Annotated in this window: 30 protein-coding genes; 13 read left to right on the top strand and 17 right to left on the bottom strand. The window is 73.5% G+C overall.

Translation table 11 applies throughout. The features are described 5' to 3' along the window. Positions 1 to 82 precede the first annotated feature (82 nt). A complete protein-coding gene (locus tag ABD230_RS10020; protein WP_344372608.1) occupies positions 83 to 499 on the bottom strand; it encodes a TM2 domain-containing protein in 417 nt (138 codons plus the stop codon). A gap of 115 nt (positions 500 to 614) precedes the next feature. Here ABD230_RS10020 and ABD230_RS10025 point away from each other — a divergent pair, with 115 nt between their 5' ends. After that, the gene (locus ABD230_RS10025; RefSeq protein ID WP_344372611.1) at positions 615 to 1,865 is read left to right on the top strand and encodes a serine hydrolase domain-containing protein; all 1,251 of its coding nucleotides are present in this window, start codon (positions 615 to 617) and stop codon (positions 1,863 to 1,865) included. A gap of 44 nt (positions 1,866 to 1,909) precedes the next feature. Here ABD230_RS10025 and ABD230_RS10030 read toward each other — a convergent pair whose 3' ends face one another. From ABD230_RS10030 to ABD230_RS10045, 4 genes are all read right to left on the bottom strand, one after another. Then, positions 1,910 to 2,593: an alpha/beta hydrolase family protein gene (locus tag ABD230_RS10030; protein WP_344372614.1), complete on the bottom strand. Its 684-nt coding sequence runs from the start codon at positions 2,591 to 2,593 to the stop codon at positions 1,910 to 1,912. 82 nt (positions 2,594 to 2,675) lie between these two features. Further along, positions 2,676 to 3,545: a tryptophan-rich sensory protein gene (locus tag ABD230_RS10035; RefSeq protein ID WP_344372617.1), complete on the bottom strand. Its 870-nt coding sequence runs from the start codon at positions 3,543 to 3,545 to the stop codon at positions 2,676 to 2,678. A 77-nt stretch (positions 3,546 to 3,622) separates the two neighbouring features. Further along, positions 3,623 to 4,834: a carboxylate-amine ligase gene (locus ABD230_RS10040; RefSeq protein ID WP_344372621.1), complete on the bottom strand. Its 1,212-nt coding sequence runs from the start codon at positions 4,832 to 4,834 to the stop codon at positions 3,623 to 3,625. 87 nt (positions 4,835 to 4,921) lie between these two features. Next, entirely contained in the window at positions 4,922 to 7,831 is a 2,910-nt protein-coding gene (locus ABD230_RS10045; protein WP_344372624.1) for an aminotransferase class III-fold pyridoxal phosphate-dependent enzyme, read from the bottom strand. A 148-nt stretch (positions 7,832 to 7,979) separates the two neighbouring features. Between ABD230_RS10045 and ABD230_RS10050 the strand changes: the two genes are divergently transcribed. Continuing rightward, positions 7,980 to 8,198 carry a hypothetical protein gene (locus ABD230_RS10050; protein WP_344372627.1) on the top strand — a complete coding sequence of 73 codons (219 nt, stop codon included), beginning with the start codon at positions 7,980 to 7,982 and terminating at the stop codon, positions 8,196 to 8,198. Between the two features lie 3 nt (positions 8,199 to 8,201). Here ABD230_RS10050 and ABD230_RS10055 read toward each other — a convergent pair whose 3' ends face one another. The 5 genes from ABD230_RS10055 to msrB all read right to left on the bottom strand — a co-directional run bounded on the left by ABD230_RS10055 (position 8,202) and on the right by msrB (position 12,127). Further along, complete coding sequence (locus ABD230_RS10055; protein WP_344372630.1) at positions 8,202 to 8,735, bottom strand: hypothetical protein; 534 nt, start codon at positions 8,733 to 8,735, stop codon at positions 8,202 to 8,204. A gap of 371 nt (positions 8,736 to 9,106) precedes the next feature. Then, entirely contained in the window at positions 9,107 to 9,886 is a 780-nt protein-coding gene (locus ABD230_RS10060; protein WP_344372633.1) for a hypothetical protein, read from the bottom strand. 45 nt (positions 9,887 to 9,931) lie between these two features. Then, positions 9,932 to 10,984 (bottom strand): FUSC family protein, encoded by a 1,053-nt coding sequence (locus ABD230_RS10065; RefSeq protein WP_344372636.1) that lies wholly within the window; start codon positions 10,982 to 10,984, stop codon positions 9,932 to 9,934. 100 nt (positions 10,985 to 11,084) lie between these two features. Continuing rightward, on the bottom strand, positions 11,085 to 11,645 hold the full coding sequence (msrA, locus tag ABD230_RS10070; RefSeq protein ID WP_344372638.1) for a peptide-methionine (S)-S-oxide reductase MsrA: 561 nt from the start codon (positions 11,643 to 11,645) through the stop codon (positions 11,085 to 11,087). Beyond that, entirely contained in the window at positions 11,642 to 12,127 is a 486-nt protein-coding gene (gene msrB, locus ABD230_RS10075) for a peptide-methionine (R)-S-oxide reductase MsrB (RefSeq protein ID WP_344372645.1), read from the bottom strand. Before msrB ends, msrA begins: the two co-directional genes overlap by 4 nt. A gap of 226 nt (positions 12,128 to 12,353) precedes the next feature. Here msrB and ABD230_RS10080 point away from each other — a divergent pair, with 226 nt between their 5' ends. Beyond that, on the top strand, positions 12,354 to 13,322 hold the full coding sequence (locus ABD230_RS10080; protein WP_344372648.1) for a 5'-3' exonuclease: 969 nt from the start codon (positions 12,354 to 12,356) through the stop codon (positions 13,320 to 13,322). Between the two features lie 9 nt (positions 13,323 to 13,331). Here ABD230_RS10080 and ABD230_RS10085 read toward each other — a convergent pair whose 3' ends face one another. Together ABD230_RS10085 and ABD230_RS10090 are read right to left on the bottom strand one after the other, a co-directional pair. Continuing rightward, positions 13,332 to 14,159, bottom strand: a complete 828-nt coding sequence (locus ABD230_RS10085; RefSeq protein WP_344372651.1) for a hypothetical protein — start codon at positions 14,157 to 14,159, stop codon at positions 13,332 to 13,334. Further along, positions 14,135 to 14,692 carry a hypothetical protein gene (locus ABD230_RS10090; RefSeq protein WP_344372654.1) on the bottom strand — a complete coding sequence of 186 codons (558 nt, stop codon included), beginning with the start codon at positions 14,690 to 14,692 and terminating at the stop codon, positions 14,135 to 14,137. The genes ABD230_RS10085 and ABD230_RS10090 overlap by 25 nt, the downstream gene beginning before the upstream one ends. 127 nt (positions 14,693 to 14,819) lie before the next feature. Here ABD230_RS10090 and ABD230_RS10095 point away from each other — a divergent pair, with 127 nt between their 5' ends. After that, positions 14,820 to 15,065 (top strand): hypothetical protein, encoded by a 246-nt coding sequence (locus tag ABD230_RS10095; RefSeq protein ID WP_344372657.1) that lies wholly within the window; start codon positions 14,820 to 14,822, stop codon positions 15,063 to 15,065. A 79-nt stretch (positions 15,066 to 15,144) separates the two neighbouring features. Beyond that, positions 15,145 to 15,633: a nucleoside deaminase gene (locus ABD230_RS10100; RefSeq protein ID WP_344372661.1), complete on the top strand. Its 489-nt coding sequence runs from the start codon at positions 15,145 to 15,147 to the stop codon at positions 15,631 to 15,633. Positions 15,634 to 15,645: 12 nt separating this feature from the next. Here ABD230_RS10100 and ABD230_RS10105 read toward each other — a convergent pair whose 3' ends face one another. Continuing rightward, positions 15,646 to 16,464 (bottom strand): class I SAM-dependent methyltransferase, encoded by an 819-nt coding sequence (locus tag ABD230_RS10105; protein ID WP_344372665.1) that lies wholly within the window; start codon positions 16,462 to 16,464, stop codon positions 15,646 to 15,648. 99 nt (positions 16,465 to 16,563) lie between these two features. Here ABD230_RS10105 and ABD230_RS10110 point away from each other — a divergent pair, with 99 nt between their 5' ends. After that, complete coding sequence (locus ABD230_RS10110; RefSeq protein WP_344372668.1) at positions 16,564 to 17,130, top strand: hypothetical protein; 567 nt, start codon at positions 16,564 to 16,566, stop codon at positions 17,128 to 17,130. Between the two features lie 34 nt (positions 17,131 to 17,164). On the opposite strand, the gene ABD230_RS10115 is transcribed toward ABD230_RS10110, so the two are convergent. Further along, positions 17,165 to 17,632, bottom strand: coding sequence for a hypothetical protein (locus ABD230_RS10115; RefSeq protein ID WP_344372671.1), 468 nt, complete (start codon positions 17,630 to 17,632; stop codon positions 17,165 to 17,167). Between the two features lie 241 nt (positions 17,633 to 17,873). Here ABD230_RS10115 and ABD230_RS10120 point away from each other — a divergent pair, with 241 nt between their 5' ends. From ABD230_RS10120 to ABD230_RS10135, 4 genes are read left to right on the top strand one after another with little or no spacing between them, the layout of a single operon-like run. After that, positions 17,874 to 18,248 carry a YciI family protein gene (locus tag ABD230_RS10120; RefSeq protein ID WP_344372674.1) on the top strand — a complete coding sequence of 125 codons (375 nt, stop codon included), beginning with the start codon at positions 17,874 to 17,876 and terminating at the stop codon, positions 18,246 to 18,248. Further along, positions 18,230 to 19,558 carry an RNA polymerase sigma factor gene (locus ABD230_RS10125; protein WP_344372677.1) on the top strand — a complete coding sequence of 443 codons (1,329 nt, stop codon included), beginning with the start codon at positions 18,230 to 18,232 and terminating at the stop codon, positions 19,556 to 19,558. Before ABD230_RS10120 ends, ABD230_RS10125 begins: the two co-directional genes overlap by 19 nt. A 60-nt stretch (positions 19,559 to 19,618) precedes the next feature. Further along, positions 19,619 to 20,485 (top strand): NAD-dependent epimerase/dehydratase family protein, encoded by an 867-nt coding sequence (locus ABD230_RS10130; RefSeq protein ID WP_344372680.1) that lies wholly within the window; start codon positions 19,619 to 19,621, stop codon positions 20,483 to 20,485. Continuing rightward, entirely contained in the window at positions 20,482 to 21,276 is a 795-nt protein-coding gene (locus ABD230_RS10135) for a transglutaminase-like domain-containing protein (RefSeq protein WP_344372683.1), read from the top strand. The genes ABD230_RS10130 and ABD230_RS10135 overlap by 4 nt, the downstream gene beginning before the upstream one ends. 11 nt (positions 21,277 to 21,287) lie before the next feature. On the opposite strand, the gene ABD230_RS10140 is transcribed toward ABD230_RS10135, so the two are convergent. Continuing rightward, positions 21,288 to 21,641, bottom strand: a complete 354-nt coding sequence (locus ABD230_RS10140) for a hypothetical protein (protein ID WP_344372686.1) — start codon at positions 21,639 to 21,641, stop codon at positions 21,288 to 21,290. 345 nt (positions 21,642 to 21,986) lie between these two features. Between ABD230_RS10140 and ABD230_RS10145 the strand changes: the two genes are divergently transcribed. Beyond that, positions 21,987 to 22,730 (top strand): glucose 1-dehydrogenase, encoded by a 744-nt coding sequence (locus ABD230_RS10145; protein ID WP_344372689.1) that lies wholly within the window; start codon positions 21,987 to 21,989, stop codon positions 22,728 to 22,730. 89 nt (positions 22,731 to 22,819) lie between these two features. Here ABD230_RS10145 and ABD230_RS10150 read toward each other — a convergent pair whose 3' ends face one another. Further along, positions 22,820 to 23,851, bottom strand: coding sequence for an SDR family oxidoreductase (locus tag ABD230_RS10150; protein ID WP_344372692.1), 1,032 nt, complete (start codon positions 23,849 to 23,851; stop codon positions 22,820 to 22,822). 100 nt (positions 23,852 to 23,951) lie between these two features. On the opposite strand from ABD230_RS10150, the gene ABD230_RS10155 reads away from it, so the two are divergent. After that, complete coding sequence (locus ABD230_RS10155; protein WP_344372695.1) at positions 23,952 to 24,578, top strand: TetR/AcrR family transcriptional regulator; 627 nt, start codon at positions 23,952 to 23,954, stop codon at positions 24,576 to 24,578. A gap of 125 nt (positions 24,579 to 24,703) precedes the next feature. After that, positions 24,704 to 25,651: a GlxA family transcriptional regulator gene (locus ABD230_RS10160; RefSeq protein WP_344372698.1), complete on the top strand. Its 948-nt coding sequence runs from the start codon at positions 24,704 to 24,706 to the stop codon at positions 25,649 to 25,651. 150 nt (positions 25,652 to 25,801) lie between these two features. Here ABD230_RS10160 and ABD230_RS10165 read toward each other — a convergent pair whose 3' ends face one another. Then, complete coding sequence (locus tag ABD230_RS10165) at positions 25,802 to 26,338, bottom strand: VanZ family protein (RefSeq protein ID WP_344372701.1); 537 nt, start codon at positions 26,336 to 26,338, stop codon at positions 25,802 to 25,804. Between the last annotated feature and the right edge of the window lie 148 nt (positions 26,339 to 26,486).

Genomic DNA, 26,486 nt, shown 5'->3' on the forward strand with positions numbered 1-26,486 from the left:
CTCAGGCTACGTCCGCCGTGCCGCTGCGATCGCTGCGGAGCGGCGGCCGTAAGGGGTTCGTAAGGAGGTTCGTACGGCGGCGTCAGAGCCAGGGCAGCAACGGCTGCAACTGGTCGGTGAGGAACGAGAAGCCCTGCGTCACGGCACCGGCGACCCAGCTGAACAGCACGATCACGCCGGTGACGATCCACGCGATCGTCTGCTCCTGCGTCGTGCCGACGACGCGGCGCCCGTCGGCGTCCTTCGCCGTGTTCGTGAGCGTGAGCACGAGGTCGATCAGCCACCAGATGCCGAAGCCGCCCGCGGTGAGGAGCTTCAGGATGCCGGTGCCGACCTTGCCCAGGTAGAACCGGTCGACGCCGAGCACGCCGAGCAGCCACGAGAACAGCCACGTCGCGATGAACGACCGGTTCGACGTCGACTCGCGCGCGGCGCGAGCCACCTGCGGGTTCTGCCCCGGCGGTGGAGGCGGTGGTGCGCCGGGCGGGTACTCGGTCATGACGATCCCCCTTCGTCATCGCCACCCTGACGCGTCGGCGCCGGAATCGCGAGGCCCAAGGTCCCTGCGCCCGCGTCGGTGAGCCGCGAGGCTGGACGGGACCCGGGAGGTGGCGATGACCGTCGATCCGTACGCGACCGCGGCCGAGCTCGGCCTCATGCAGGGCTTCCCCCCGCCACCGGACCGGCGCGTGACGCGCTCGACGGCGCTGCTCACCCCGCCGTACAACCGCTGGGCCTACCTGCACATGCGCATGCTGTACCCGTCGGCGCCCGTCCGATCGGCGGCGGAGCCCGTCGCGCTCGAGCGTCGGATCGCGGACCTCGACGACGTCGTCGTGCCCCGGCCGAGCGGGGCCGGCACCGTCGGACTCGGCGACTACCTGCGGGAGACGTACAGCGACGCCCTCGTCGTGCTCCACGAGGGACGCGTGGTCCACGAGCGCTATGCCAACGGCATGCACGCGCACCAGCCGCACCAGATGATGTCGGTCACGAAGTCGTTCTGCGGGCTCCTCGCGCTGCTCGCCGTCGCCGACGGCCGGCTTCGGGAGACCGACCCCGTCACCGCGCACGTGCCGGAGCTCGCGGCATCGAGCGCCTTCGCCGACGCGACCGTCGGCCAGGTGCTCGACATGACCACCTCCATGCACTTCGTCGAGGACTACGCCGACCCCCTGTCCGGCATCCGCCGGTACGGCGCCGTGCTCGGCTGGACCGACCCGGTGCCCGGCATCGAGTACCCGCCGAACCTGCCCGACTACCTCGTGACGCTGGAACGCGACGACGCCGAGCCGCACGGCCGCACGTTCCACTACCAGACGCCGAAGACGGACGTGCTCAACTGGATCACCAACCGGGTCGAGGGCCGGTCCTTCCGGGAGACGCTGCACGATCGACTGTGGGCTGGGCTCGGCACCGACGGCGAGACCTACGTGCTGCTCGATCGCAACGCGACCCTCGTCGCCGGCGGCGGCCTGAACGCGACGCCCGAGAACCTCGCCCGGTTCGCCGCGATGATGACCGCCGACGGCGTGTTCGCGGGCGAGCAGGTCGTGCCGCCCGGCGTCATCCGGGCGATCGCCGATGGCGGCGACATCGCGGCGTTCGACCGCGGCCCCGAGTCCGACGACGTCGTGCACCGGCGCGGCGAGTGGAGCTATCGGGCGCAGTGGTGGGTGCGCCACACGCCCGGTCGTGAGGCCTTCATGGCCATCGGGATCAACGGGCAGTGGATCCACCTCGATCCCCGGCGTCGCATCGCCATCGTGAAGCAGTCGTCGCAGCCCGTGTCGAAGGACGAGTACCTCAACGCCTTCGACCTGAACGCGTTCGACGCCATCGTCGCGCACGTCTCGTCGCGCTGACGCCGGCCCGGCCGTGCCGGCTCGGGCGGGACCGCGATGCCCGCTCAGGCCGCCCGCGCGGCCACGAACTCCGCCGTACGCGGGGCGAGCCCGGCACCGATCTCGGCCGCGGGGCGCTTCGCGCCCTTCACCTCGAACGAGTGGTTCGCGCCGTCGATCCAGTCCAGCACGGCCGAGGGGGCGAGCCGGGCGACGAGCGCGTCGAGCTGCTCGTTCGGGATCGCGAAGGGGTCGTTGCGCCCCTGCAGGAAGAGCATCGGCACCCCGCCGAGCCGCGCGAAGTGCTCGTCGCGCGACTTCTCCGGACGGCCGGGCGGATGCAGCGGATAGCCGAGGAACACGAGCCCCGCGGCATCCATGCCCTCGGCGACCGCCATCGACGCCATGCGGCCGCCGAACGACTTGCCCGACGCCCACACGGGCTCGCCGTCGGCGGCGTGCGCCCGGGCGGCATCCGCCACCGCGCGCCACGTCGCGATCGCGACCGGAGGGCGGTCCGGGAACCGGCGGCCGGCCACACGGTACGGGAAGTCGAAGCGCAGCGTCGCGATCCCCAACTCGGCGAGTCCGCGGCAGAAGCCCATCAGGAACGGATGGTCCTTGCCCGCGCCCGCCCCGTGTGCGACGACCACGGTCGCCGTCGCGGCATCGGGTCGGAGCAGCACCGCCGGGACGGCACCGATCCCCTCGCCGACGTCGATCGTCAGGTCCTCGACGCGTTCGCCCATGACTCCATGGTGCCGTGCGGCGGGGCCGGGACGACCCGAAAACATCCCGACCCCGCCTGCTGCGCTCCCGCGCAGCGGACCGTCACGCGCTCTCGCCGCCCCCCGCGGACGACTCGGCGCGTGCGGTACGCGCGGACCCCACCCGCGCGACGATGGTGACGACGGCGACGACGCCCGCGGCGACGATCGCCGCGATCCCCGTCGTCGTCGAGGCGGGCTCGTCGGCCAGGCGTCCGACGGCGACCCAGGCGAGGCCCCAGCAGAGCGTCAGCATCGGGGCGATGCGGCCGCGGCCCCAGAGGGCGAGCGCCACGCCCACGACGCCCGCGGCGGCGATCACGATGACCGCCCAGGTCTCCTCGGCCAGCCCCCACCCGCGGAATCCCGCCGCCTGGAACACGGCGGTCGCGTTGGCCGCCGTCGCGACGATCACCCAGCCGAGGTACAGGCCGACCGGCCCGTCGGTGAGCGCGGCGTCGACGACGCCCGTCGGCGGCATCCGTCGGACCTGGACGAAGATCCAGGCGAGGACGGCGACGAGGGCGACGATCACGGGCAGGCTGAAGCCGAGGAGATCGGCCTGCACCACGCCGATCCAGACGGCGTTGAGCACGAGCGAGCCGGCGACCGCGTACCCGATGCGCCGCTGCCGCTCCGCGGCCCGCTGGGCGGGCAGCGCCTGCCAGATCGCGTGGGCGAGCATGCCCGCGTAGATGACGCTCCAGACCGAGAACGCCGGACGGGCGGGGGCGATGAGCGTCGAGTCGGCGTCGAGCCAGCCGCCCGCGGCCTCCTGGATCGGCGTGCCGCCGGCGGCGCCGGACCCGACGAACGCGGCCGCGATCGCGAGCAGGGACGTGACCAGCACCACGACCTGCCGGACGACGTCGGCCGGGCCGGCGGGTCGGCGTTCCTCCGTGCTCGGTGCGTGCATCTCGGTCGTCGGTCGCATCCTCGTCCCCTCGGCTGCTCGGTGTCGTCCTCGGCGGCGTCCGGTGCTCACCGTACGTCGGGCCCGCCCCGGGCGCGTCAACCGTTCGATGGAATCGGCCCGGCCGGGTCCGCGGCGACGACGGGCAACCCGTCGCTCCGCCGGGTCGAGGCGGCCGTGCTCGGATGCGCGGTGATCGTGGCGGCGAACAGCCGCCGCACGCCGGCGAGTCCGTTCCGGCGCCACGCGGCGAGTTGTCGGGCGGCGCCGGTGCCGTCGCGCTGGAGCCGGCCGATCAGCTCGTGCACGAGCGCGCGGTCGCCGGTCCGCTCGAGCGGTTCGGCGAGGTGACGCTCGAGCCGGCGCATGAGGTCGTGCGCGGGCACGAGCACGCCGGTCGCGGGGTCGAACGCGCCGTCGGAGAGCCCCGAGTGCGCGGCGTGCAGCGTCGCGGCGCTGAGGAGTTCGGGCTGCAGGTCGGGGTCGGGATCGTCGGCGGGCCGGACGGGTCGCCACAGGTCGGCGCCGAATCGGTCGAACTCGTCGACGGCCCTGATGACGAGGGCCCGGCACAGCGCCGTCGTCAGCAGGGTGTCGTCGGCCGTGAGCTGCGCGTCGGCCATCCGGAACTCGATCGTCGGCACGTGCTCGGAGAGGCGCACGTTCCACGCGATGAGTGCGAGGTCGGTGAGGCCGCCCATGCCGAGCATGGCGTGGATGCGACGGTCGTAGTCGTCGGCGCCGGTGAACCGGGGCGGGCAGCCCGACGTCGTCCATCGTCGCAGCTGCACGGTCCGCCAGCTCTCGTACCCGGTCACGTGCCGCCGCCAGAGCGGCGAGTTGCCGGTCATGGCGGTGAGCAGCGGCAGCCATGGGCGCACCGCGTTGAGCGCGGCCACTCCGTGCTCGCGGCTCGGGACACCGACGTGCACGTGCAGGCCGCTCATCTGGTGGTCGGCGATGACGCCGGCCATGTCGCGCACGACGCGGTGGTACCGGTCGGTGTCGGTGATCGACGGGAAGTGCGGCGCGTCCGGCGTCGTGCCGACGCTCGCGACGCTGAGCGCCCGCCGCGCCGCCTCGGCGTCGACCTCGCGCCGGAACGCGATGAGCGCGGCGCCGGCATCGCCCAGGTCCTCGAAGACGGGCGTGGCGAACTCGACCTGCGAGGCGAGGAACTCGCGCTGCGCGAGCCCCTCCCAGCGCGGGTCGGCGGCGAGCCGACGGTGGACGTCGTCCGCGACATCCGTCGGGAGCATCGTCACCGGGTCGAGGAAGAAGAACTCCTCCTCGATGCCGAAGGTGGTCATATGCGGAGCGTGCGCCCGGGCGGAACGGGTGTCAAGGGCTTCCGGACGCCCTGCACATGTGCAGTCGGAGGGGGCTCGAGGGGCCCGTCACCAGCCCTCGGAGAGCACCCGATCCAGCATCGCGACGAAGAAGTCGGCGCTCTCCCGCGCGACCACGAGGGGCGGCTTCACCTTGAGCACGTTCTGGTGGTCGCCGGTCGGCTGCATGATCACGCCGAGCTCGAGCAGGCGGTCGCAGATCGCCGCGGTCTCCTCGGTCGCAGGCTCGAGCGTGGCGCGGTCGCGCACGAACTCGACGCCGAGGTAGAGCCCGAGCCCGTGGACGGCGCCGATGAGCGGGTGCCGCTCGGCGAGCGCCTCGAGCCGGCCCTTCAGGTGCGCGCCCGTCTCGGCCGCGTTGCGCTGCAGGCCCTCGTCGCGGAACGCGTCGAGCACGGTGAGGCCCGCGACGCTCGACGCCGGGCTGCCGCCGGTCGATGAGAAGAAGTAGCCCTGGGTGCGGAACCGCGCCGCGATCTCGCGGGTCGTGATGACCGCCCCGAGCGGGTAGCCGTTGCCCGCGGCCTTCGCGACCGCGATGACGTCGGGAACGACGCCCTGCTGCTCGAAGCCCCAGAACCAGTTGCCGAGGCGGCCGTACCCGGCCTGCACCTCGTCGGCGATCGCGAGGCCGCCGGCCTCGCGCACGGCCGCGTACACCTCGGCGAGGTAGTCGTCGGGCAGGGGGATGCCGCCGGCGTTGCCGTAGAACGTCTCGGCGATGAAGGCCGCCGGCGGGCGACCGGATGCCGCGAGCTCGCGGATGCGTTCGGCCGCCTCGGGGGCGTACCGTGCGGCGTCCGCGCCGCGGTGGCGGCCGCGGAACGGGTTGGGAGCGTCGACCGGATGCACCCAGTCGGGCCGGCTCGCGAGCGCGTTCGGGTTGTCGGCCGTCGACGTGCTCACGGCGTCGGAGGCGTACGTCCAGCCGTGGTACGCCTCGAGGACCGACACGACGTCTCGTCGCCCGGTCGCGGCGAGCGCGACGCGGATGGCGAGGTCGGTCGCCTCGGAGCCCGAGTTCACGAGGAACACGGTGTCGAGCGGGTCGGGCGCCACGCCTGCGAGCCGCTCGGCGAACTCGACGACCGCGCCGTAGTTGAAGCGCGAGTTGGTGTTGAGCGTGCGCAGCTGCTGCGCGACGGCGGCGGCGAGCCCCGGGTGCCCGTGGCCGAGCGGCGTCACGTTGTTGACCATGTCGAGGTAGACGCGCCCGTCGGTGCCGACGAGGTGCTCGCGCCAGCCGCGCTCGATGCGCGGCGGGGCCTCGTAGTAGTGCTCCTGGACCTCGGCGTAGGTGCGGTCGCGGCGGGCGACGAGGTCGGCGGCGTCGCGCTCCGCGGTGGTGCGGTCGGCGGTGTCGGCATCGTCGCCCGTCAGGCCGAGGGCGCGGGCCGGGTCCTCGGTGAGCGCGAGCCATCCGGTCGCGAATCCCGGACGCACCAGGTGCGGCACGTGGGGGCCGTCGCCGGCCTCGAGGCGGATGCGCGCGCGTGTGCGCGCGGGCACGGTGCCGTCGAGGATCGTCACGCCGTCCGCGCCCTCGACGACGAGCCGCGCGTCGCCGTCGGCGGAGAGGTGCGTCGTCGTCGCGAACCAGGCGTCGATGCCGGTCGGCACGGTCGCCGCGGGTTCGGCCGCGAGCGGGCGGCTCGCCGTGAGGCGCGGGGTCGCCCGCTCGAGCCACGCCACCGCGGCGCCGCCGTCGAGCGCCGCTGCGGCGAGTCGCTCCTCGAGGTCGGGGTCGAGCCACGCGCCGGCGTCGACGGCGTCGGACGTGATCGAGACGTCGAGGCGCACGGCCCGATCGGGCCCGATGGCCGGTTCGGCGGCGAGGCGGGTGGTCGTGGCGTGCGGAGCCCCGGCGCCGACCTCCGCCGGAGCGACGCCGAGCGCCTCGGCGAGCACGGCGGTCATCACGGCCGTCGGGACCGAGGTCGCCTGCTCGAAGATGCGCCACTCGCGCTCGACGCCGGAGGCGGCGTAGTCGTTCGCACCGCCGTCGATCTGCACCTGGTGCTCGCCGCTGACGACGAGCACGGCGCCGCGCAGCACGACGAGCGGCCAGAGCGCGCGGATCTCCGCGGTCGAGAGCGGCCGGAGCGCGTGGAAGGCCCGCACTGCGGGCAGCACCGAGACGGGGTCGGCGCCGGCGTGGTGGAGCACCGACGAGATCGTGATCGCGAGCTCGGCGACGGCCCAGGTGCGGGTCACGTCGCCGAAGTCGATCATGCCGTCGGGCGTGCGGATGCCGCGGTCGACGCGGCACACGACGTTGTCGTCGGTGAGGTCGAGGTGCACGGCCTGCTGCGGCAGCTCGTCCGCGATGGCGTCGAGGTCGGCCCAGGCGCGGGCCGCGGCGTCCTCGACGAGCGCCCGCTTGGTCGCGTCGGGGTGGAACGGCGCCAGCAGGTCGACGACGCGGTGGGCGTGGCGGAGGTCCCACTGCAGCACGCGGTCGAGCCCGACGTGGTCGAGGTCGGCGAGGGCGACGCTCGCGCGGCCGGCGAGGTCGCCCATCCGGGCGACGACAGCGGGGGAGAGGTGACCGGGGCCGTGCAAGGTGCCGCCGGGCAGGAACTCGAGCAGGCGCAGCATCAGCGGGCCCTCGCCGGTGGCGGCGACCACGGCGCGCGGCGTGCCGTCCGCCCCTCGACCGGTCGTCGCGATGCGGAGGTCGGGCCACGCCGCGGCGATGAGGGAGGCAGCGTGGTCCTGCGCGTCGACCTCGTCGGCCGTGAAGGCGGGGTTCGTGATCTTGACGACGCCGACGGGGTCGCCGTCCGGGGTGCGGGCGAGGAAGTTCTGGTCCTGCTGGCTGCCGAGCGGCTCGAGGTCGACGTCGATCCCCCAGTGCTCGCGGACGAGCCGCACGACCTCGTCGGCCGGCAGCGCCGGCGCGGGCAGCTCGCCCGCCGTGAAGAAGTCGAATCCGCTGACGCTCGCGCGCTGGCCCATGGTGCGCCCCTTTCCGCCTCGACCCTAGCCAGCACGGATGCCGCCGGCCGATCGCCGTCGTGTCGAGGGCCGGACCGTTCGTCCACCGCGCAGGCGACGCGCGGCGGACGTGCGGCGGATGTCGGCGGGCGCACGTACCGTTTCGGCCATGAGGAACCCGATGCCCCCGACGCTCGAGCCCGACGTGCTCGACGAGCCCTGCCTGCGCTGCGGCTCCACCGCGGTGCGCGCCATCGTGTACGGCCCCCTCGACCTCGCCGTCGAGGCGGATGCCGCCGCCTCCGGATTCGCCGCCGAGGCCCCGATCTTCGACTGCCGTGAGTGCGGGTTCGAGTGGGGCGAGGCCGTCCGCGACCTCCTCTCCTGAGCCCTACCGCACCTCCGATCTGGCGACGATGATCGGCGCCACGCCCAACCGTTCCAGCGCCGCGAGCACCAGGCGCCCGCGCGTCGGCCGATCCGGATCGACGAAGTCGACGGCGATGACGACCGACTCGGCCGGGTGGCCGACGCGCCGTGGATCGACGAGTCGTGGATGCCGGGCCCCGAGCTCGGCGAAGTCGCGCTCGATGGCCGCATGGTGCCGCTCGAACCGCTCCGGCATGGTGAGCCGCTCATCCACGGCCTCCGAGTCCCTCGCGGCGCCGATCCGATGTCGGCTCCCCGCCAGCGGTCCGTCCGGGTGGGTCGCGCCGGCCGCGCGGGCCGCGTGGCGTGCTCCCGCGACCACGATGCGCTGCGCGGAGCCGTCGAGCCCGTCCTCCAGTAGCGCTTCGCGCCACGCCGCGAAGGCGTTCACCGCATCGCGCACCACCGCCCGGCGGCTGCGCCCCAGCAGGTGTGCGAGGTCGCCGACCAATCGATGCGTGTCGCGGTCCACCTTGACCGTCGTGAGTTCGGTCACGGGCCCATGCCGATCGATCGGCGCGCGGTGCGTGGCCGTCGGCAGTGCCGGCAGTGTCGGTCGGGTCGGCAGTGCCGGTCGCGTTGGCAGTGCCGGTCGCGTCGGCAGTGCCCGTCGTGTCGGCAGCGCGGGTCGCCACGGCCGCTGCTGCCGTTGGCCGGCTCGGCCCCGGATGCGGTTCGCGTGATGGACATGGTGGAAAGGTATCCGGCGGATACCTTTCCACCCGGTTCAGTCAGGGAACTGTGGATTGCAGCGAAATGCTGCGCCCGGTGCAGGGCTGCTCGGCCCGCGCGGCAGCGCGGAGAAGCCCCGACGCGTCGGGCCCGGACGCATCAGGTTCGTCGTGTCCGGCCCCGAGGGGTCAGGTCTCAGCGTCGGTCGCGGTCGCGGTCGCGGTTGCGCTCGCGGAGGCGCTCGGCGCGGAGGGTGAGGATCGCCGCGCGGGCGACGAACGCCGACCATGCGAGGAGGCCGAGCAGCTTCGCGCCGTCCTCGACGAGCACCGAGGCGCGCGTCGCCGGCTCGACGAGCACGTCGACGATGGCCGAGGTGCCGAGGCCCGCGAACATGAGGACGAGCAGGGCCGGGTCGAGGCGGTCGACGACGATGTCTCGGAACCGGATCGTGAACGCGAGGAAGGCGGCGGCGTAGAGGGCGGCGAGCACGGTGCCGGATCCCGGTCCGAACGCCGCCGTCTCGTGGAGCAGCAGGAGGTCGTCGAGCGCAACCACGAGGCTCAGCCCCAGGCACCACGCGAGCAGTCGACGCGCGTCGGCGCCGCGGGGCAGGAGGGCGAGGGCCGTGATCGCCGCGCCGGCGGCGAGCACCGTGACCACGATCCCCAGGTTCGAGACGAGGCCGAACGCCGGGCTGGCCGCGCCCCGTGCGGCGGCGACGACCTGTCCGTCGCGCACGAGGTCGGTCGGCACGACCCAGGGCTGGGTGACCACGACGGCCATCGCGACCGTGGCGGCGCCGCCGATCGCGGCGTACAGCCACGCGGGCGTGCGGCGGAGTGCGCTTCGGATGCGCTCCGGCGTGGGGGTCTCGGTGGTCGCGGTGATCGTGGTCCTTCCCGCACCGCGTCCGCGGCGCTCCGACCCCGCGAGCGTAGGCGAGTCGGCAGAGCCTGCCCCAGACCTTGACACGGGGCGGACCGGAGGGCATCGCGCGAGCGTGGGTGGGCGGACGTGTCAGGAGGGCGGGCCGGTGTCGACGTCCTCCTCGACGAGCTCCTCGCGGATGCGGCGCAGGTCCTCCATGAGCGAGCCGATCAGGATCCAGTGGTCGGACTTCGGCGGCAGGATCTGCAGCGGCGCCGTGAGCGCGGGGATGGCGGACGTCAACGGCTCCGGATCGACGTCGGCGAGGTGCACCGCGAGCCTGATGTCGTGCGCGACCCGGTGCAGCTGCTCGGCGATCGCCCGCACCGTCGGCTCGGTCGCGAGGCCGTCGTCGTAGTGATCGACGAACGCCCGCGTCATCCCGCCCACCTGGGTCACGATCGGACTGAGGCGTGCCAGCAGGCGTCGCTGCTCGGCGATGTCGGCGCGGTGGGCCGACCGGCGCGGGTTGAGGGTCAGCGACTCCTCGGCGTCCGTGATCGCCGCACCGGCGGCATCCCGCATCGGCCGCATGAGCCGGACCTCGAGCATCAGCTCCGTGAGGCCGGCGGAGCGCTGCGGCGCGAGGAGCGCCTCCCCGAGGCGATCCACGGATGCCGCGAGCTCGCTGCCGAGCCGTGCGAGCTGCTCGCGGGCGGGACCGGCGAGGACCGGCGGCACGATGACGGCGTTGACGACGATGCCGATGATCGCGCCGATGAGCGTCTCGATCACGCGGTCGAGGGCGTACTCGGGCGACGTGCCGCCCAGTGCGAGCACGAGCATCGCGCTGATCGCCACCTGGTTCGAGGTGCCCGCCGTCATCCGCCCGGCCCACGCGGCGAGCAGCGCCACGAGGATCGCCGCGAGGATCACCCACGAGTTCGGACCGAAGACGAGCCCGAGCAGTGAGGCGATGACGACGCCCGCGATCACCCCGACGCTGCGCTCGAGCGCCTTGCCGAGCGACTGGTTGACGCTCGGCTGCACCACGAGCAGCGCGGCGATCGCCGCGAACACCGGGAGCGGGCCCGGTATCAGCCACCCGGCGATGAGCCAGGCCGCGACGGTCGCGACCGCGGATTTCAGCACCTGCAGGATCGGCGCCCGCCGCGTGGCACGGAACCGATCGGAGAACCGCATGGGGTTCACGCTAGCGGGCGCCTCTCGCGCGTGCCCGACGGCGCGGGGCCCGACGGCGCGGGGCCCGCGACCGTGCGGTCGCGGGCCCCGGTTCCCCCGCTCAGCTCGCGGCGGCCGACTCGGTGCCGGCCTCATCGCGCTTCGGCAGGCGCCATCCGGGCCGCACGAAGTGGCAGGTGTAGCCCCACGGGATGCGCTCCAGGTAGTCCTGGTGCTCGGGCTCGGCCTCCCAGAACTTCCCGGCCGGCGCGACCTCCGTCGTGACCGGCCCCGGCCAGATGCCGGAGGCGTCGACGTCGGCGATGGTGTCGATCGCCGTGTCGTACTGGGCGTCGCTCGTCGGGAAGATCGCCGAGCGGTAGCTCGTGCCGACGTCGTTGCCCTGGCGGTTCCTCGTGCTCGGGTCGTGGATCTGGAAGAAGAACTCCAGCAGCTCGCGGTAGCTCAGCTTCGCCGGGTCGAACACGACCTCGAGCGCCTCGGCGTGCGAGCCGTGGTTGCGGTAGGTGGCGTTCTCGACGTCGCCGCCGGAGTAGCCGACGCGCGTGTCGAGCACGCCGGGCAGCTTGCGGACGAGGTCCTCCATGCCCCAGAAGCATCCGCCCGCCAGGACGGCGGTCTCGGCTCCGGGAACGGTGGTGATGGCGCCGGGCGTGGTCATGCGGTCTCCTCGGTGGTGCGGGATGCTGCGGCATCCGTGGTCTCGAACAGGTGGCGGAACTCGCCGTAGCCCTCGGCCTCGAGCTCGTCGAGGTGCACGAAGCGCAGCGCGGCGGAGTTGATGCAGTAGCGCAGGCCGCCGGCATCCGTCGGGCCGTCGTCGAAGACGTGGCCGAGGTGGCTGTCGGCGCCCGCCGAGCGGACCTCGACGCGCTTCATGAAGAACGAGCGGTCGACGTGCTCGACGACGGCCGTCTGGTCGATCGGGCGGGTGAAGCTCGGCCAGCCGGAACGGCTGTCGTACTTGTGCACGCTCGCGAACAGGGGCTGTCCGGAGACGACGTCGACGTAGAGGCCCGGCTCGTGGTGGTTCCAGTACTCGTTGCGGAACGCGGGCTCCGTCGCGTCGTCCTGGGTGACCTTGCGCTGCAAGGGGGAGAGGCGGTCGACCGCCTCGGGAGTCCTGCGATAGTCGTGTGACACGGTTGCTCCTTCTCCGGCGGCACCGGCTGTGCCGCCCGTGGATCAGTGACACCGGCTGGGCCGGTTACCTCTGCGTCCAACAGGAAGAACCGGCGAGGGGCGGTATGTGTTCCGCAGGATGCGCCCGGTTCCTGTGGGTTCGCTGTGACTAGCTCGGACGGCCGTCGTGCTCGCGCGAGCGCGAGAGCGCGCGCCGGGCGTCGGCGCGAGGTGGGAGGATCGGCGCATGGCCGATCGACTCATGCTGCTCGACACCGCGTCGCTCTACTTCCGCGCGTTCTACGGCGTGCCCGACTCGCTGAAGCGGGCCGACGGCACGCCCGTGAACGCGGTGCGCGGGCTGCTCGACATGATCGCCCGGCTCGTCACCGAGTTCGAGCCCAAGCACCTCGTCGCCTGCTGGGACGACGACTGGCGCCCGCATTGGCGCGTCGAGCTCATCCCGAGCTACAAGGCGCACCGCGTCGAGACGGTCGTGCCCGCCGGACCGGACGTCGAGGAGGTGCCCGACCCGCTCGAGGCGCAGATCCCGATGATCCGCGAGACGCTCGGCCTCGCCGGCATCCCGATCGTCGGCGTCGCGGCGCACGAGGCCGACGACGTCATCGGCACGCTCGCGACCACGGCGACGATGCCGGTCGACGTGGTCTCGGGCGATCGCGACCTGTTCCAGCTCGTCGACGACGACCGCGGCGTCCGCGTGATCTACACGGCGCGGGGCATGAACCGGCTCGAGCTCGTGACGAACGAGTGGGTCGTCGCGAAGTACGGCATCGAGGCGTCGCAGTACGCCGACTTCGCGACGTTGCGCGGCGACTCGTCCGACGGGCTGCCCGGCGTCGCCGGCATCGGCGAGAAGACCGCGGCCGGCCTGCTCGGCGACTTCGGCTCGCTCGACGCGATGCTCGCCGTGGCGTCGGGCGACGCGGATGCCGCGGAGGCGGCGCCCGCGACGATGTCGGCCTCGATGCGCGCGAAGCTCACGGGCGCGCACGACTACCTCGCGGTCGCGCCGACCGTGGTGAACGTGGTGCGCGACCTCGACCTGCCGTCGGCGGAAGAGCTCGGTGCCCGCCTCGCCCCCGTCACGGGTGCGCGTCGCGAGACCCTCGAGGACCTCGCGGGGGAGTGGAACCTGGGCGGCGCGGTGCCGCGCCTGCTCGCGGCGTTCGACCGGGTCGGCTCCGGCGAGTAGCGGAACGCGTCAGCAGCCGGGGCCGCGTGGCGCGACCGTGCAGTCGCCCGTGACGAGCACCGTGTCGAACTCGCCGACGAGCACGGTCACGCCCGGTGCCGCGATCGTCAGGGTCCCGTCGATCCAGCGCCAGGCAGACCCGTCGAAGCGGTACTCCGCCGCGTACACGACGGACGGCTCGACCGGGTGGACGCCCGAGGTCCCGAACACGTGACTCGTCGGCGTCGGCGAGAACTCGGCGAGACCCAGATCGCCCCACGGGGCGCCGGGATCCGAGGTCGCCACGACGGTGCCGTCGGAGTGCGTCCAGCGGTAGCCGACCGGGTGGAAGCGCACCTCGGCCGGGCGGCCGAGCAACGTGCCCGACCGCGTCTCGACGGATGCCGCCCCGATGAAGTTCGCCGGCAGGCCGACGACGGCCCAGCCCTCCGGTTCCATCGCGCCGGCTGGTGCAGTCGGCCGGAACGACGCGATATCGCGCAGGGTGACGGTCGGCTCGCCGGTCGGTGGATCATCGGGCTCGCCGCCCTCGAAGGAGCACGGCTCGGGGTTCTCGGGCGTGCAGATGTCGGGCGGGGGTGGGGGCGCAGGCGGATCGGTCGATGCATCGGTGCTGATCTCCGACTTCGCGGGCTCGTTGTCGCTGCGATCATTGGGGCCGGAGGGATTCGCTACCGACTCATATTGGCCTTCGAGTGTCGCTTCGCTGTCGTAGACGTCGCCTGAAACTCCGCAGACGCCGGCCGCAAGGAGTTCCTCCGTGCAGGTCGGCGTCGAGCTCGGCGTGGCTGTGGAAAGGCCCACAGCTACGCTCAGCAGAAGTTCTCGCCAGACCAAAGTTCGCTCCCGGCAACTACGCCGCCGTCGGCCGTCAGTTGCAGTTCAACTGTCATTGGAGCCCGCTCATCTCGGCCCACTGGTGTGACGTCCACTCCGTCGGCATTGACGATCCGAGTGAGCGAGACGTCTTGGCATGCATAAATCAACACGAGTTCAGAGGCCCCGAGACGGGACCTTGAGATGAGCGACGTCGTGTCGAGGCGATAGCTGCCCGAGAGTCTCAACCCCGCATCGGCGAATGTCTCCAGCTCCTGAGTACGTGTCTCACCGTATTCGCGGCTCGTAACGGCTGCCAGGCGATCAAATCCTTCGCCAGACGCGCTGATGCTGGCGCTCACGGCGAGGTAGGCCTCATACGCCTCGACTGCCGCTGCCAGCGCCTCCTCGTCGCTCGCGAAGACCGCTGCCGACGTGGCATCCGTCGTCGGAGGCGCCGTCGGTGCCTCCTCGTCCGGAGCGCATGCGGCCAGCCCCAGCAGCGCGGTGGCGGTGAGCGCGAGCGCGGTGAGCCGACGGACGGGGCGGGGCATGCGGTCAAAGGTAGAAGATCAGGCGCGGCAGCCGGCGCGTCATCCACAGCCCTCGAACAATCGATCATGGCGCGATGTATCGCTAGGCGATATACTGGCCGCGTTCTCGACGGTGGGGGTGGCGACGATGTCGACACGACGTGGACGCAACTGGTGGGTCGCTGCGGCGATCGTGCTGATGGGGTTGGGGGTGCTCTCGGCCGTGCAGTCCCTCGGCTACTGGCTGTCGACGGCGGTCACGGGTGAACCGGCGGCCTTCATGTTCATCGACCACGCCGGTCCGGCGGTCACCTCGGGGCTGATCGCGATCGCGTTCTTCATCCTCGGCGGCCTGGCGCTCGTCGCGGCGCGTCGCCCGGCCGGCGCGGGCTGAACCGGGCCCGTCGCCCCGCGCCGTCGCGGGTGCCGCCAGAATGGAGCGCAGCGGCATCCGCCGACGAAGGGGGCACCGCATGGGCGACGCGACGACGATCGACGGCGACGACCTCGCGCATCTCAGGCGCTGCATCGAACTCGCGCGACGGGCGCGCGAGCGCGGCGACCATCCCTTCGGCTCCATCGTGGTCGCGGCCGACGGCCGCGTCGTCGAGGGCATGAACACCGTCGTCACGCGGCGGGACCCGACCGGGCACGCCGAGACCAACGTCGTTCGCGAGGCCGCGACGGTGCTCGACGACGAGGCGCTCGCCGCCGCGACGCTGTACACGAGCACCGAGCCGTGCGCGATGTGCTCGGGCGCCATCTACTGGAGCGGCATCCCGCGGGTCGTCTTCGCGCTGTCCGAGGCGGCGCTCCGCGAGCTCGTCGCCGAGCAGGAGGGCGTGCCGACGCTGAGCCTGCCGTCGCGCGAGGTCTTCGCACGCGGCGGGCGCGTGGTCACGGTCGACGGTCCTGCGGACCTGCCCGAGGCGGCCGCCGTCCACGACGGCTTCTGGACCTGACGACCGCGCCGATCAGCCCAGCCGGCCGCTGACCGCCCACGCACGCGCGCCGAGCGTGATCGAGCCGTCCTCGTGCACGTACGGCGAGACCATGTCGCGCAGCCGATCGCGGATCGCTCCGCGCGCGGCGTCCGTCAACGAGGCGAGGTACGAGGGCGCCGGTCCCTGACCGCCCAGGAACGGCGACCAGAGGTCGTCGAAGTCGGTGAAGGCCGTGTCGACGTCGATCGGCCGGACGTCGACGGATGCCGCGTCCATGCCACCGGTCCCGGTCCAGAGCGCACGCAGCGGCTCGGGCCGGCACAGGCGGAAGCGGCGGCCCTCGTCGAGGTCGACCGCGTCGGGGTCGCACGCGCTCGCGGCCGCCCAGAACATCCGGAGGAGCCGCATCCCGTCGGCGTAGTCCCAGACGTACGCCGCGATGATCGCACCGGGGGCGCCCACGCGGGCGAACTCGGCGAGGGCCGCCGCAGGATCCGGGACGAAGTTGAGCACGAGGCCCGACACGACGGCGTCCACCTCGTCGTCCCCGACCGGCAGGTGCTCCGCGTCGCCGGAGGCGAATCGCACGTCGTCCCGCCCGGCGATGCCCGGCCGCTCGCGCGCGGTCGCGAGGAAGCCCTCGGACGGATCGACGCCGACCACCGACGACGGTGCGCACCGCTCGAGGATCGTGGCGGTGAGCACCCCGGTCCCGCACCCCACGTCGAGCCAGCGGATGCCGCGTGCGGCATCGAGCCCGTCGACGAACTGCTCGGCGGCCAGCCGACTCCACCGGCCGACGTACCGTTCGTACGCCGCGCCCTCCTGCCATCGATCCGCGATGACCATAGTGCCGTTCTACTCCGGGAGGATCGCGGCGGCAACGGGCGGAGGTCCTCCGTGGCGGGTCCCGGCGACGGTCGGGTGCGCGCCCGGTAGCCTCGCCGCATGGACCCGAACCCTCTCGCGGATCGTCGCGCCGACCGTCGGACGCGCGGAACCGGTCGGCCCGTCCGCACGGGTGCCGTCTTCCTTGCCGCGGCGAGCCTCGCCGCGGTCCTCGCCGGATGCGCCCCGGGCGGCGACCGGGCGACGCCCGAGACCTCCGTGCCTCCGGCGACGACGCCGGTCCCGCAGCCCGAGACGTCGCCGACCGCGATGCCCCCGGCGTCCGACGCGCCGGTCGCGCCGGACGCCGACCATCCGCTGACCGCGCTCGACGCGTACGCCCTGTGCCGGGCGCAGACCTTCGCCTACTACCCCGGCGACTTCGCGCTGCTCGAGTACGCGCCGTTCGCCGATGCGACGGTGCTGCAGCGGACCGACGGCCTCTGGTTCGCCTACATCGAGGTGGACGACGGCAATCGTCCGGCCGACCAGGTCGACGTCGGCGCGAGCAACTGCATCGTCGGCGGCACGCTCGCCGAGCCGTCGTGGGAGCGCTTCGGCGTCGTCTCGCGCGACCTCGCCGACGACGTCATCGACGGGTACGACGACCCGCTCGGGAGCGCGTGAGCGCGCCGGCGGACGGGCGGCGGATGCCTCCGGCTCAGGTCGGCACGCCCGGCGTCACCGTCGCCGACGGTGCGAACCAGTAGTCGGGAGCCGGCAGCTCGACCCCGCCGCTCGCCGCGGCGATGACGACGAACGCGTAGATCGCGACGCCGATGGCGAGCCCGCCGAGCACCATCGCGATCGGGACGGCGGGCGTGACGCGCACGCCGGCGCGGCGGTAGCGCGACGGCGCCATCCAGGCGACCCACATGGCGGCGGCGCCGAAGCCCGCGATCCAGACCGTGCGCAGCGCCTGGCCCGCGAGCGGGGCGAACAGCCCGATCGCGAGCGCGCCCGCGCCGAGGACCACCGCGCCCCAGGCGAACAGGCGACCCATGCCGAGCCCGCCGACGTCGTACTGGTCGCCGAACCACGGCTGCGGCACGCGCTCGTCGCGATCGTCGGGCTCGTCGCGCCGGTCGCGATCGTCGGGTTCGGCGGGCTCGCGCGCGGGGTCGGTCATGCGTCGATCGTACGTGCGGTGCCCGCCGCGGCATCCGTCGCACGCCTGATGCGTTTCTCAGGAGGACACGCCGAGCGTCGCTGCGCTCCGCGGCGCGTCCTCCTGAGAAACGGGGCGATTCGCGCCTCGCCTCCTGAGAAGAGCGAAGGGGGTGTCGATCGGGGGCGGGCGCGATCGTCATCATGTCGACGGGCCGGATCGGCCCGGTACAGTGACCGCTGATGGTCGGAGGGAGACCGCCATGCGCTACACCCTGCTGATGCACTACCCCGAGGTGGCCGACGAACTCGACCCCGCGATGATCGAGGAGGCGCAGCGCGCCTTCGCGAGCTACACCGAGACGCTGGAGGGCGCGGGCGTGCTCGTGTCCGCCGAGGTGCTCCAGCCGTCGACGAACACGACCACGCTGCGCCTCGAGGACGGCGCACTGCAGGTTCAGGACGGCCCGTTCGCCGACACGAAGGACCAGCTCGGCGGCACGCTCGTGCTCGACGTCGACGACCTCGACGCCGCGATCGACTGGGCGCGACAGGCGCCGCCGCTCGCGTGGGGCGCGATCGAGGTGCGGCCGGGCGCCGTGTACACCGTCGCGGGCGCGTGGACGCCGAACGACTGACCGCCCCGGATCGGGACGCGCACGCCGCCGCGGCATGCACCGCGGCGGCGCGGGCGGCGCGCGAGTCGTACGGTCGGCTCGTCGCGCTGCTCGCGGCATCGACCGGCGACCTCGCGCTCGCCGAGGACGCGCTCGCGGACGCCTTCGAGCGCGCGCTGCGCACCTGGCCGGAGTCCGGCGTGCCCGACAACCCCGACGGATGGTTGCTCACCGTGGCCAGGAACCGCGAACGCGACGAGTGGAAGTCCGCCGCCCGCCGTCGCACCGTCCCGCTGCCGACGGACGACGCCCCCGGGCCGACGGATGCCGCGGCCGCGGCGCCGGCATCCGATGCCCCCGCGCGGGCGCCGTCCCTCGGGCACGACCCGCTCGCGGACGTCGACCCCGACCGCATCCCGGACCGTCGGCTCGAGCTGCTCTTCACATGCGCCCACCCCGCGATCGACGCGTCGGTGCGCACGCCGCTGATGCTGCAGGCGGTGCTCGGCTTCGAGGCGTCCGAGGTCGCGCGTGCGTTCGCGGTGCCGGCCGCCACGATGGCGCAGCGGCTCGTGCGCGCCAAGCGGCGCATCCGCGAGGCGCGCATCCCGTTCGCGGTGCCCGACCGACACGCGATGCCCGAGCGGCTGCCGCCCGTGCTCGAGGCGATCTACGGCTGTGCGGCGCTCGACTGGCGCGGCGGGGCCGCCGACCCGGCCGGCGAGGCGCAGTACCTCGCCGTGGTGCTCGCCGGGCTGCTCGAGCACGAGCCCGAGGCGTGGGCGCTCGCCGCGCTGACCACCCTCGCGCTCGCGCGGCGCGGGCCGGATGCCGCCGGGTTCGTGCCGCTCGACGAGCAGGACCCATCGACGTGGGACGCCGCCTCGATCGACGAGGGCGACGCGTACCTGCGCCGCGCCGCCCGCGAGCGAGGACGGCTCGCCACGCCGGGCCGCTTCGAGCTCGAGGCGGCGATCCAGTCCGTGCACTGCGCCCGCCGGACCGGTACGACCGACTGGGCTGCGCTGCGCACCCTCTACGACGCGCTGCTCGCGACGGCGCCGAGCCTCGGCGCGGAGGTGGCGCGCGCGGTCGTCGTCGGTCGCCTCGACGGACCGGAGGCGGGGCTCGCCGCGCTGCCCGGCGAGGCGTCCGGTTTCCAGCCTTGGTGGGCGGCCCGGGCCGACCTGCTGGAGCGCGCCGGTCGCGCCGACGAGGCCGCCGGGGCGTTCCGGCGGGCCGCCGACCTCGCGTCCGACCCCGCCGTGCGCGAGCACCTCGCGGCCCGGGCCGAGCGTGCCGCAGGGTCCGGTCCGGCGCAACCCGGGTGACCGACGGCCCACCGAGCGGCAGGATGGTCGGAGACGACGACCACGAGGAGGAGCATCCATATGCCGAAGCGGATCTGCGTCACGGGCGCGTCAGGACTCGCGGGACGGGCCGTCGTGCTCGACCTGCTCGACCACGGGTACGAGGTGCTCGCGACCGATGTCACGCCGCCGTCGCCGAAGCTGCCGGCACGGTGGTCGCGCCCCGACCTCGTGTACACGCAGGCCGACCTCACCGACTTCGGCGACGCGGTCGAGGTGCTGCAGGACGTCGACGCGGTCGCCCACCTCGCCGCGATCCCGGCGCCGACGATCTTCACGCCCGCGCGCACGCTGAACGTCAACAACGCGATCAACTCGAACGTCTTCCTCGCGGCGGCGAAGGTCGGCCTCGAGAAGGTCGTGTGGGCGTCGAGCGAGACGACGCTCGGGCTCGACTTCGGCCCCGACGGGCTGCCCGACTACCTGCCGCTCGACGAGGACCACTATCCGAAGCCGAACTCGACGTACTCGCTGTCGAAGGTGCTCGGCGAGACCATGGCCGAGCACGTGTCGGATTGGACGGGCATCCCCTTCGTGGCGCTGCGCTTCTCGAACGTCATCGACCCCGAGAAGTACGCCGAGTTCCCGTCGTTCGAGGACGACCCGCGTTCGCGGCTGTTCAACGCGTTCGGCTACATCGACGTGCGCGATGCGGCGCAGTCGGTGCGACGCGCGCTCGAGGCCGACGTCGACGGCGCCCGCGCGTACGTGATCGCGAACGCCGACACGGTGATGAGCCGGCCGACGCGCGACCTCGTCGAGGAGTTCTTCCCCGGCGTCTCGCTGAAGCGCGATTTCGCCGGCACCGAGTCGCTGTTCTCGATCGAGCGTGCGCGCGACGAGCTCGGCTTCGAGCCCGAGCACGGTTGGCGCGACGGCCGGTCGTGACGGCCCGTTCGGTCGGCTGCGAGATCCGGCTCCAGGTCGATGATCCGGCGCGCCTGGCGTTCCAGGTGGCCGTGGCGCGCGACGTCGAGGCGGTGGAGCGCCTCGAGTTCCGCGCCGCCGGCCGGCCGGTGGAACCGAGGGAGCTGACGGATGCCGCCGGCAACCGCCTCCACGTCGTCGACGCGCCGACCGGGCCGCTCGAGTGCTCGTACACGGCGGAGGTGTCGCAGCGCGCGCCCGAGGCATCCGTCGACGAGGTCGACCTGCTGACGTACCTGCGACCGAGCCGCTACGCGGAGTCGGACCGGCTGGCGGCGACGGCGGCGGCCGAGTTCGCCGGCATCGAGGGTGCGGATCGGCTCGCAGCCGTGTCGTCGTGGGTCGGCACCCGGCTGTCGTACGTGCCCGGGTCGAGCAGTCCGACCGACGGCGCGGTGCAGACGCTCCTCGCCCGTCAGGGGGTGTGCCGGGACTACGCGCATCTCGTGGTCGCGCTGCTCCGCGCGCTCGACGTGCCGGCGCGGCTCGTCGCGGTCTACGCGCCGGGCCTGGACCCGATGGACTTCCACGCCGTGGCCGAGGCGTTCGTCGACGACGCGTGGCACGTCGTGGATGCGACGACGCTCGCGCCGCGCGACACGCTCGTGCGGATCGCGACCGGGCGGGATGCGGCCGACACCGCGTTCCTGTCGTCGTACGGCGGGCTCGTCCGCCTCGACTCGGTCGAGGTGACCGCGGTCGCCGACGAGCTGCCGGACGACGACGTGCGCCGGTTGGTCCGCCTGCGCTGAGGTCGGCCGCGTCAGCGGAGCGCGCCGGTCGCGGCCGGCATGAGCAGCGCGGGCAGCACCGAGATGCCGACGATCGCGAGGGCGCCGATGCCGAGCCAGACGGCGGCGATCGCGGCCGTGGACGGTCGGTCGCCGGCGCGGCGGGCGCGGCTGCGGGCCACGAGTCCGAGGGTCGAGGTGAACACCGCGAGCGCGGCGAGCACGGCGGACCCGAGGGACTCCCGGTAGGGCGTCGCGAACGCGAGCACGATCGTGGCGAGCCCGACGACGAGCGCCGCCGATCCGAGTGCGCGACCGGAGGAGGCCGTGGGGTCGCCGACGCGCAGGCGATCCTCGCCCTGCTCGTGCGACTCGGCTGCCGACATGTCCATTCCCCCGGGTGTTCGCGTGCTGGTGCCCGCGTGCCGGGAGATCCGGTACGTCGTCGTCCCAGCTCGCGGTGATGCTCACGACATCCTCCCGCGGTGCGTGGGCGCATGACGCCGGTTTCGGTCGCCTGCCGGTCTCGATCAGGTCACGTCGGTCTCGATCCGATCACGACGGTCTCGGCGACGTCACGAGTCGAGGCGCGTCTCCGGTTCAGCGCACGCTCAGGGAACCGTAATCGACAGGTGTAGATTAGTCCGGAACCCGGAGCCATCCGACCCCGGGCCCAGCAGGCAACGCACGCCGCAGGGCCGACGCCCGCGGCGAGACAAGGAGCGTCAGCAATGGCACGCGTCAGCGGCAAGGTCGCACTCATCAGCGGTGGAGCACGGGGCATGGGTGCCTCGCACGCCCGCCTCCTCGTGCAGGAGGGCGCCAAGGTCGTGATCGGCGACCTGCTCGACGACGAGGGCGCCGCGCTCGCCGCCGAGCTCGGCGAGGCGAACGCCCGGTACGTGCACCTCGACGTCACCGACTACGCGCAGTGGGAGGCGGCCGTGCAGGTCGCCACCGAGGCGTTCGGCCGGCTCGACGTCGTCGTGAACAACGCCGGCATCGCGAACTTCGGCCCGATCGAGGACTACACGCTCGAGGCGTGGGACACGATCCTGAAGATCAACCTCACGGGCGTCTTCTACGGCATCAAGGCCGCGATCCCCGCCCTCAAGGAGTCCGGCGCGGGCTCCATCATCAACATCTCCTCGACCGCGGGCCTCCAGGGCTACGAGGCGCTGCCCGGGTACAACGCCGCGAAGTTCGGCGTCCGCGGCCTCACGAAGAACGCGGCCCTCGACCTCGGCCGCTACGACATCCGCGTGAACTCGGTGCACCCGGGCGTCATCCGCACGCCCATGACCGAGGCGCTCGACACCCCGCAGAACCACGTCGCGCTGCACCGCGTCGGCGAGCCCATCGAGCTGTCGAACCTCATCCTGTTCCTCGCGAGCGACGAGTCGAGCTTCTCGACCGGCGCCGAGTTCGTCGCCGACGGCGGCGAGACCGCCGGCCTCGCGCACTACGAGAGCTGACCGGGCGCGAGATGCGCACCGACGGGCGGATGTCGCGGCCCCGCGCCGCGGCATCCGCCCGTCGTCGTTCCAGTGCCCGCGAGCTGCGCTCAGTCGCGGATGAGCCCGAGCTCGACGAGGCTGCGCGCCGACGCGAGCACCGCGTCCTCGCGCGGACGCGGGGTCCAGCCGAGCAGTCGCGTGGCCTTCGCGTGCGAGGCGTCGCCGCGGCGGCCGAGCTCGTGCGACATCTGCCGGAGCTCGCGGCTGAACGGGGCTCCGGCCCTGACGATCCAGTCGGGGATCACGCGGGTCGGCACGCGCTTGGCGCGGTCGCCCAGGCCTGCGCGCAGCAGGCGGGCGAGTTCGAGGTACGTGATGGCGTCGCCGGAGACGGCGAGGAAGCGCTCGCCCGCGGCATCCGGGTGACGCATCGCCAGCACGTGCAGGTCGGCGACGTCGCGCACGTCGACCGCGCCGACCGAGCCGTTCGGCACGACCGGGTAGACACCGTCGAGCAACTGCCGGAGGAGCTCGAGCGACGTCGACAGGTCGGTGCCGAGCGCGGGGCCGAAGATGCCGACCGGATTGACCGTCGCGAGTTCGAGTCCGCCGCCCTCGCGGTCGACGAACTCCCACGCGGCGCGCTCGGCGAGCGTCTTGGACTGCACGTACGGCGTGACTCCTGGGCCCTCCGGGTCGGTCCAGTCCTCCTCGGTGTACGGGCGGCCGGGATTCGGCCGGCCGTAGCCGATCGCCGCGAACGACGAGGTCTGCACGACGCGTCGCACGCCCGCGTCGCGCGCGGCGGCGAGCACCCGCAGCACGCCCTCCCGGGCCGGCACGATGAGCTCGTCCGCGTCCTTCGGCTGGCGCACCGGGAACGGCGAGGCGACGTGCAGCACGGCCGTCGCGCCGGCGACCGCGTCGCTCCATCCGGCGTCGTCGAGGAGGTCGGCCGCCACGACCTCGACGCCGCCCGGGTCGGCCCCGCCGCGTCGCACGAGCTCGCGGACCTCGTCGGCACGCGCGAGGTCGCGCACGGTCGTCCGCACGCGCGTGCCGTCGCGCAGCAGCCGGATGATGCAGGTGATCCCGACGAAGCCCGTGCCGCCGGTGACCAGGACCAGTTCGTCGCCCATGATCGCCTCCCGACTCGGACCCTACTCCTCCGTCCGAGGGCCGGGCTCGGGCGGCGCGCTCGGCGGTCGGCCGGGCGTGCGCGCTCGCTAGGGTGACGGCATGAGCGAAGCGGATGCCACGCCGGGGCCGGCGGCTCCCGCCGACGATCCACGGCACCGGCGCACGCGCGCGGCCCTCGTCGAGGCCCTGCTCCGGCTGCTCGCGCGTGAGCCGCTCGACGCGATCTCGGTCGCCGCACTCTGTCGCGAGGCGGGCGTGCACCGCACGACCTTCTACGCGCACGCGCCGAACGTGCACGCCTTCGCGCTCGACGTGTTCACGCTCGACGTCGACCGGCTCACCGCGGTGGCCGTCGAACCCGGGGCGGAGACGCCCGAGCACGTCGCCGAGCGCTACCTCGCTTCGCTCGTCGCGGTGCTCGAGCACGTCGCGGAGGACCGGGCCGGCTACCGGGCGCTGTTCGGCTCGACGAGCCGGGGCGTCTTCCGCTCGGCGCTCGACGCGCGACTGCGTCGCCGGGCGCGCATCGCGCTCGAGGTGTGGCGTGCGCAGGGCGTGCCCGGGGCGCCGCGTGACGACGATGCGATCGACGAGGCCGCGGCCTTCATCGCGGGCGGACTCGTCGGCGCACTCGAGACCTGGGCGATGGGCGACGGCACGGATGCCGCGGCCGCCGCCGACCGGCTCGCCTCGCTCATGCCGGGGTGGTGGCCGAGCGGGAAGTGACGGGCTCCGCCCGACGATCGCGCGACCGTCGGGCAGCCCTGGGTGCGTGATCCTTGCGGACCGTGGCATCCTTGCCACGGTCGCTCGCGGTCGCAGCGATCGTCGAGCGCGCGTCGGGAGGTCGCATGTCGCACGCCAACCACCGGGTCGCCGTCCTCGTGCTCGACGGCGCGAAGCCCCTCGACGTCGGCATCCCGGCGCAGACGTTCACGACGCGGGCGAGCATGCCCTACGAGGTCCGCGTGTGCGGCGCCCGGCCCGGCCACGTGACCGGCGGCGACGGCCTCTCGTACCACGTCGACCACGGACTCGAGGCGTTCGAGTGGGCGCAGACGATCTTCATCCCCGGCTACCGGCACCCCGACCTCGACGACCCGCCCGCCCCGGTGGTGGACGCCCTGCGGGCCGCGCACGCGCGCGGCGCGCGCCTCGCGGCGATCTCGACGGGGGCGTTCGCGCTCGCCGCGACCGGGCTGCTGGACGGGCGCCGGGCCACGACGCACTGGCACTACACGCGCGCGCTGCAGGCGCGGCATCCGCTCGTCCGGGTCGACGAGAACGTGCTGTTCGTCGACGAGGGCCAGGTGCTGACCTCGGCGGGCGCGGCATCCGGCATCGACCTCTGCCTGCACCTCGTGCGGCGCGACCACGGCGTCGCGGCGTCGAACCACGCCGCGCGCCGGCTCGTCGCGGCGCCCTACCGGAGCGGCGGGCAGGCGCAGTACGTGCCGCGCGCGCTGCCCGAGCCGCTCGGCGAGGTGTTCGCCGCGACGCGGCAGTGGGCGATCGAGCACCTGCAGGAGCCGCTCACGCTCGCCGACCTCGCGCGCAACGCGAACGTCTCGGCGCGCACCTTCTCGCGACGGTTCGTCGACGACACGGGCTACACGCCCATGCAGTGGATCCTGCGCGCGCGCATCGACCTCGCGCGCGAGCTGCTCGAGCGCACCGACCTCGGCGTCGAGCAGGTCGCCGACCGCGTCGGCCTCGGCACGGGCGCGAACCTGCGGCTGCACTTCCACCGCATCCTCGGCACCTCGCCGAGCGAGTACCGCCACACGTTCGCCGCCTGACGCGCGCGCCGTCTCGCCGACGTGCGGGGGCCCGTTGCGTTTCTCAGGACGCACGGCGGCGCGTCGCGGCATCCATCGGCGTGTCCTCCTGAGAAACCGGCGCGATCGCGCGATCGCTCCTGAGAAACGCCATGTGCCGGGGACAGGGGGTCAGCGGATGCCGCGGCCGACGGGGACGCGGTCGTCCGAGCGCGTGGTCGTGGCGGCGGGGCGCGGCGGGCGCGGCGGCGGCATCGTGGCCGCGCGCGCCGCACGGCGACGGCGTCGGATCGCGGCCGGGATGCTCGCGACCGCGTCGGACGCGCGGGCGATGGTGATGCCGATGATCGCGCCGGCGGTGTTGGCGACGAGGTCGCGCGGGTCGGAGATGCGATCCGCCATCGGGATCTGGGCCACCTCGATGAGCAGCGCGAACCCGCCGGCCATGATGACCGACACCATGGCGGGCACTCCGCGCAGCGCGAACGCGATCAGCAGGCCGAACGGCACGAACAGCAGCACGTTGAGCAGGAACTCGGTCGGCGAGCCGATCGTCCACGTATCGGACTCGAACCAGATGCTCGGGTCGAGCACGCCGCGTGCGGCCTGGTTGCCCATGACCGCGCCGGGAGCCGGGCCCAGCGTCGCCCACATCACGGCGGCGGCGTACGCGAGGAGCAGTACTGCGGCGGCTTTCGAGGGGCGCATCTTCCGATGGTCGCGAGCGACCCTGTGTCCTCGCTGGGTGCGGGCTCCGTGTCGCCGGAATCCGTGGCGAGGGTTGGCGAGATCCTTTCGCATGCTGTCTCTCCGGCCACTCCCGAAGCCGTCGTCGGGTGACGAAGGTGGGATGCGG

The sequence above is a fragment of the Agromyces tropicus genome (assembly GCF_039531345.1).
GTDB lineage: Bacteria > Actinomycetota > Actinomycetes > Actinomycetales > Microbacteriaceae > Agromyces > Agromyces tropicus.

Bases quoted from the DNA above. Each gene is read 5' to 3' on its own strand.
- ABD230_RS10065 (WP_344372636.1), bottom strand. From the start codon at position 10,984: ATGCGGTTCTCCGATCGGTTCCGTGCCACGCGGCGGGCGCCGATCCTG.
- ABD230_RS10090 (WP_344372654.1), bottom strand. From the start codon at position 14,692: ATGCCCCGCCCCGTCCGTCGGCTCACCGCGCTCGCGCTCACCGCCACC.
- ABD230_RS10035 (WP_344372617.1), bottom strand. From the start codon at position 3,545: ATGCGACCGACGACCGAGATGCACGCACCGAGCACGGAGGAACGCCGA.
- ABD230_RS10160 (WP_344372698.1), top strand. From the start codon at position 24,704: ATGTCGCACGCCAACCACCGGGTCGCCGTCCTCGTGCTCGACGGCGCG.
- ABD230_RS10050 (WP_344372627.1), top strand. From the start codon at position 7,980: ATGAGGAACCCGATGCCCCCGACGCTCGAGCCCGACGTGCTCGACGAG.
- msrA (WP_344372638.1), bottom strand. From the start codon at position 11,645: ATGACCACGCCCGGCGCCATCACCACCGTTCCCGGAGCCGAGACCGCC.
- ABD230_RS10115 (WP_344372671.1), bottom strand. From the start codon at position 17,632: ATGACCGACCCCGCGCGCGAGCCCGCCGAACCCGACGATCGCGACCGG.
- ABD230_RS10120 (WP_344372674.1), top strand. From the start codon at position 17,874: ATGCGCTACACCCTGCTGATGCACTACCCCGAGGTGGCCGACGAACTC.
- ABD230_RS10155 (WP_344372695.1), top strand. From the start codon at position 23,952: ATGAGCGAAGCGGATGCCACGCCGGGGCCGGCGGCTCCCGCCGACGAT.
- ABD230_RS10140 (WP_344372686.1), bottom strand. From the start codon at position 21,641: ATGTCGGCAGCCGAGTCGCACGAGCAGGGCGAGGATCGCCTGCGCGTC.
- ABD230_RS10045 (WP_344372624.1), bottom strand. From the start codon at position 7,831: ATGGGCCAGCGCGCGAGCGTCAGCGGATTCGACTTCTTCACGGCGGGC.
- ABD230_RS10040 (WP_344372621.1), bottom strand. From the start codon at position 4,834: ATGACCACCTTCGGCATCGAGGAGGAGTTCTTCTTCCTCGACCCGGTG.
- ABD230_RS10150 (WP_344372692.1), bottom strand. From the start codon at position 23,851: ATGGGCGACGAACTGGTCCTGGTCACCGGCGGCACGGGCTTCGTCGGG.
- ABD230_RS10110 (WP_344372668.1), top strand. From the start codon at position 16,564: ATGGACCCGAACCCTCTCGCGGATCGTCGCGCCGACCGTCGGACGCGC.
- ABD230_RS10145 (WP_344372689.1), top strand. From the start codon at position 21,987: ATGGCACGCGTCAGCGGCAAGGTCGCACTCATCAGCGGTGGAGCACGG.
- ABD230_RS10105 (WP_344372665.1), bottom strand. From the start codon at position 16,464: ATGGTCATCGCGGATCGATGGCAGGAGGGCGCGGCGTACGAACGGTAC.
- ABD230_RS10020 (WP_344372608.1), bottom strand. From the start codon at position 499: ATGACCGAGTACCCGCCCGGCGCACCACCGCCTCCACCGCCGGGGCAG.
- ABD230_RS10025 (WP_344372611.1), top strand. From the start codon at position 615: ATGACCGTCGATCCGTACGCGACCGCGGCCGAGCTCGGCCTCATGCAG.
- ABD230_RS10100 (WP_344372661.1), top strand. From the start codon at position 15,145: ATGGGCGACGCGACGACGATCGACGGCGACGACCTCGCGCATCTCAGG.
- ABD230_RS10030 (WP_344372614.1), bottom strand. From the start codon at position 2,593: ATGGGCGAACGCGTCGAGGACCTGACGATCGACGTCGGCGAGGGGATC.
- ABD230_RS10080 (WP_344372648.1), top strand. From the start codon at position 12,354: ATGGCCGATCGACTCATGCTGCTCGACACCGCGTCGCTCTACTTCCGC.
- ABD230_RS10165 (WP_344372701.1), bottom strand. From the start codon at position 26,338: ATGCGCCCCTCGAAAGCCGCCGCAGTACTGCTCCTCGCGTACGCCGCC.
- ABD230_RS10130 (WP_344372680.1), top strand. From the start codon at position 19,619: ATGCCGAAGCGGATCTGCGTCACGGGCGCGTCAGGACTCGCGGGACGG.
- ABD230_RS10095 (WP_344372657.1), top strand. From the start codon at position 14,820: ATGTCGACACGACGTGGACGCAACTGGTGGGTCGCTGCGGCGATCGTG.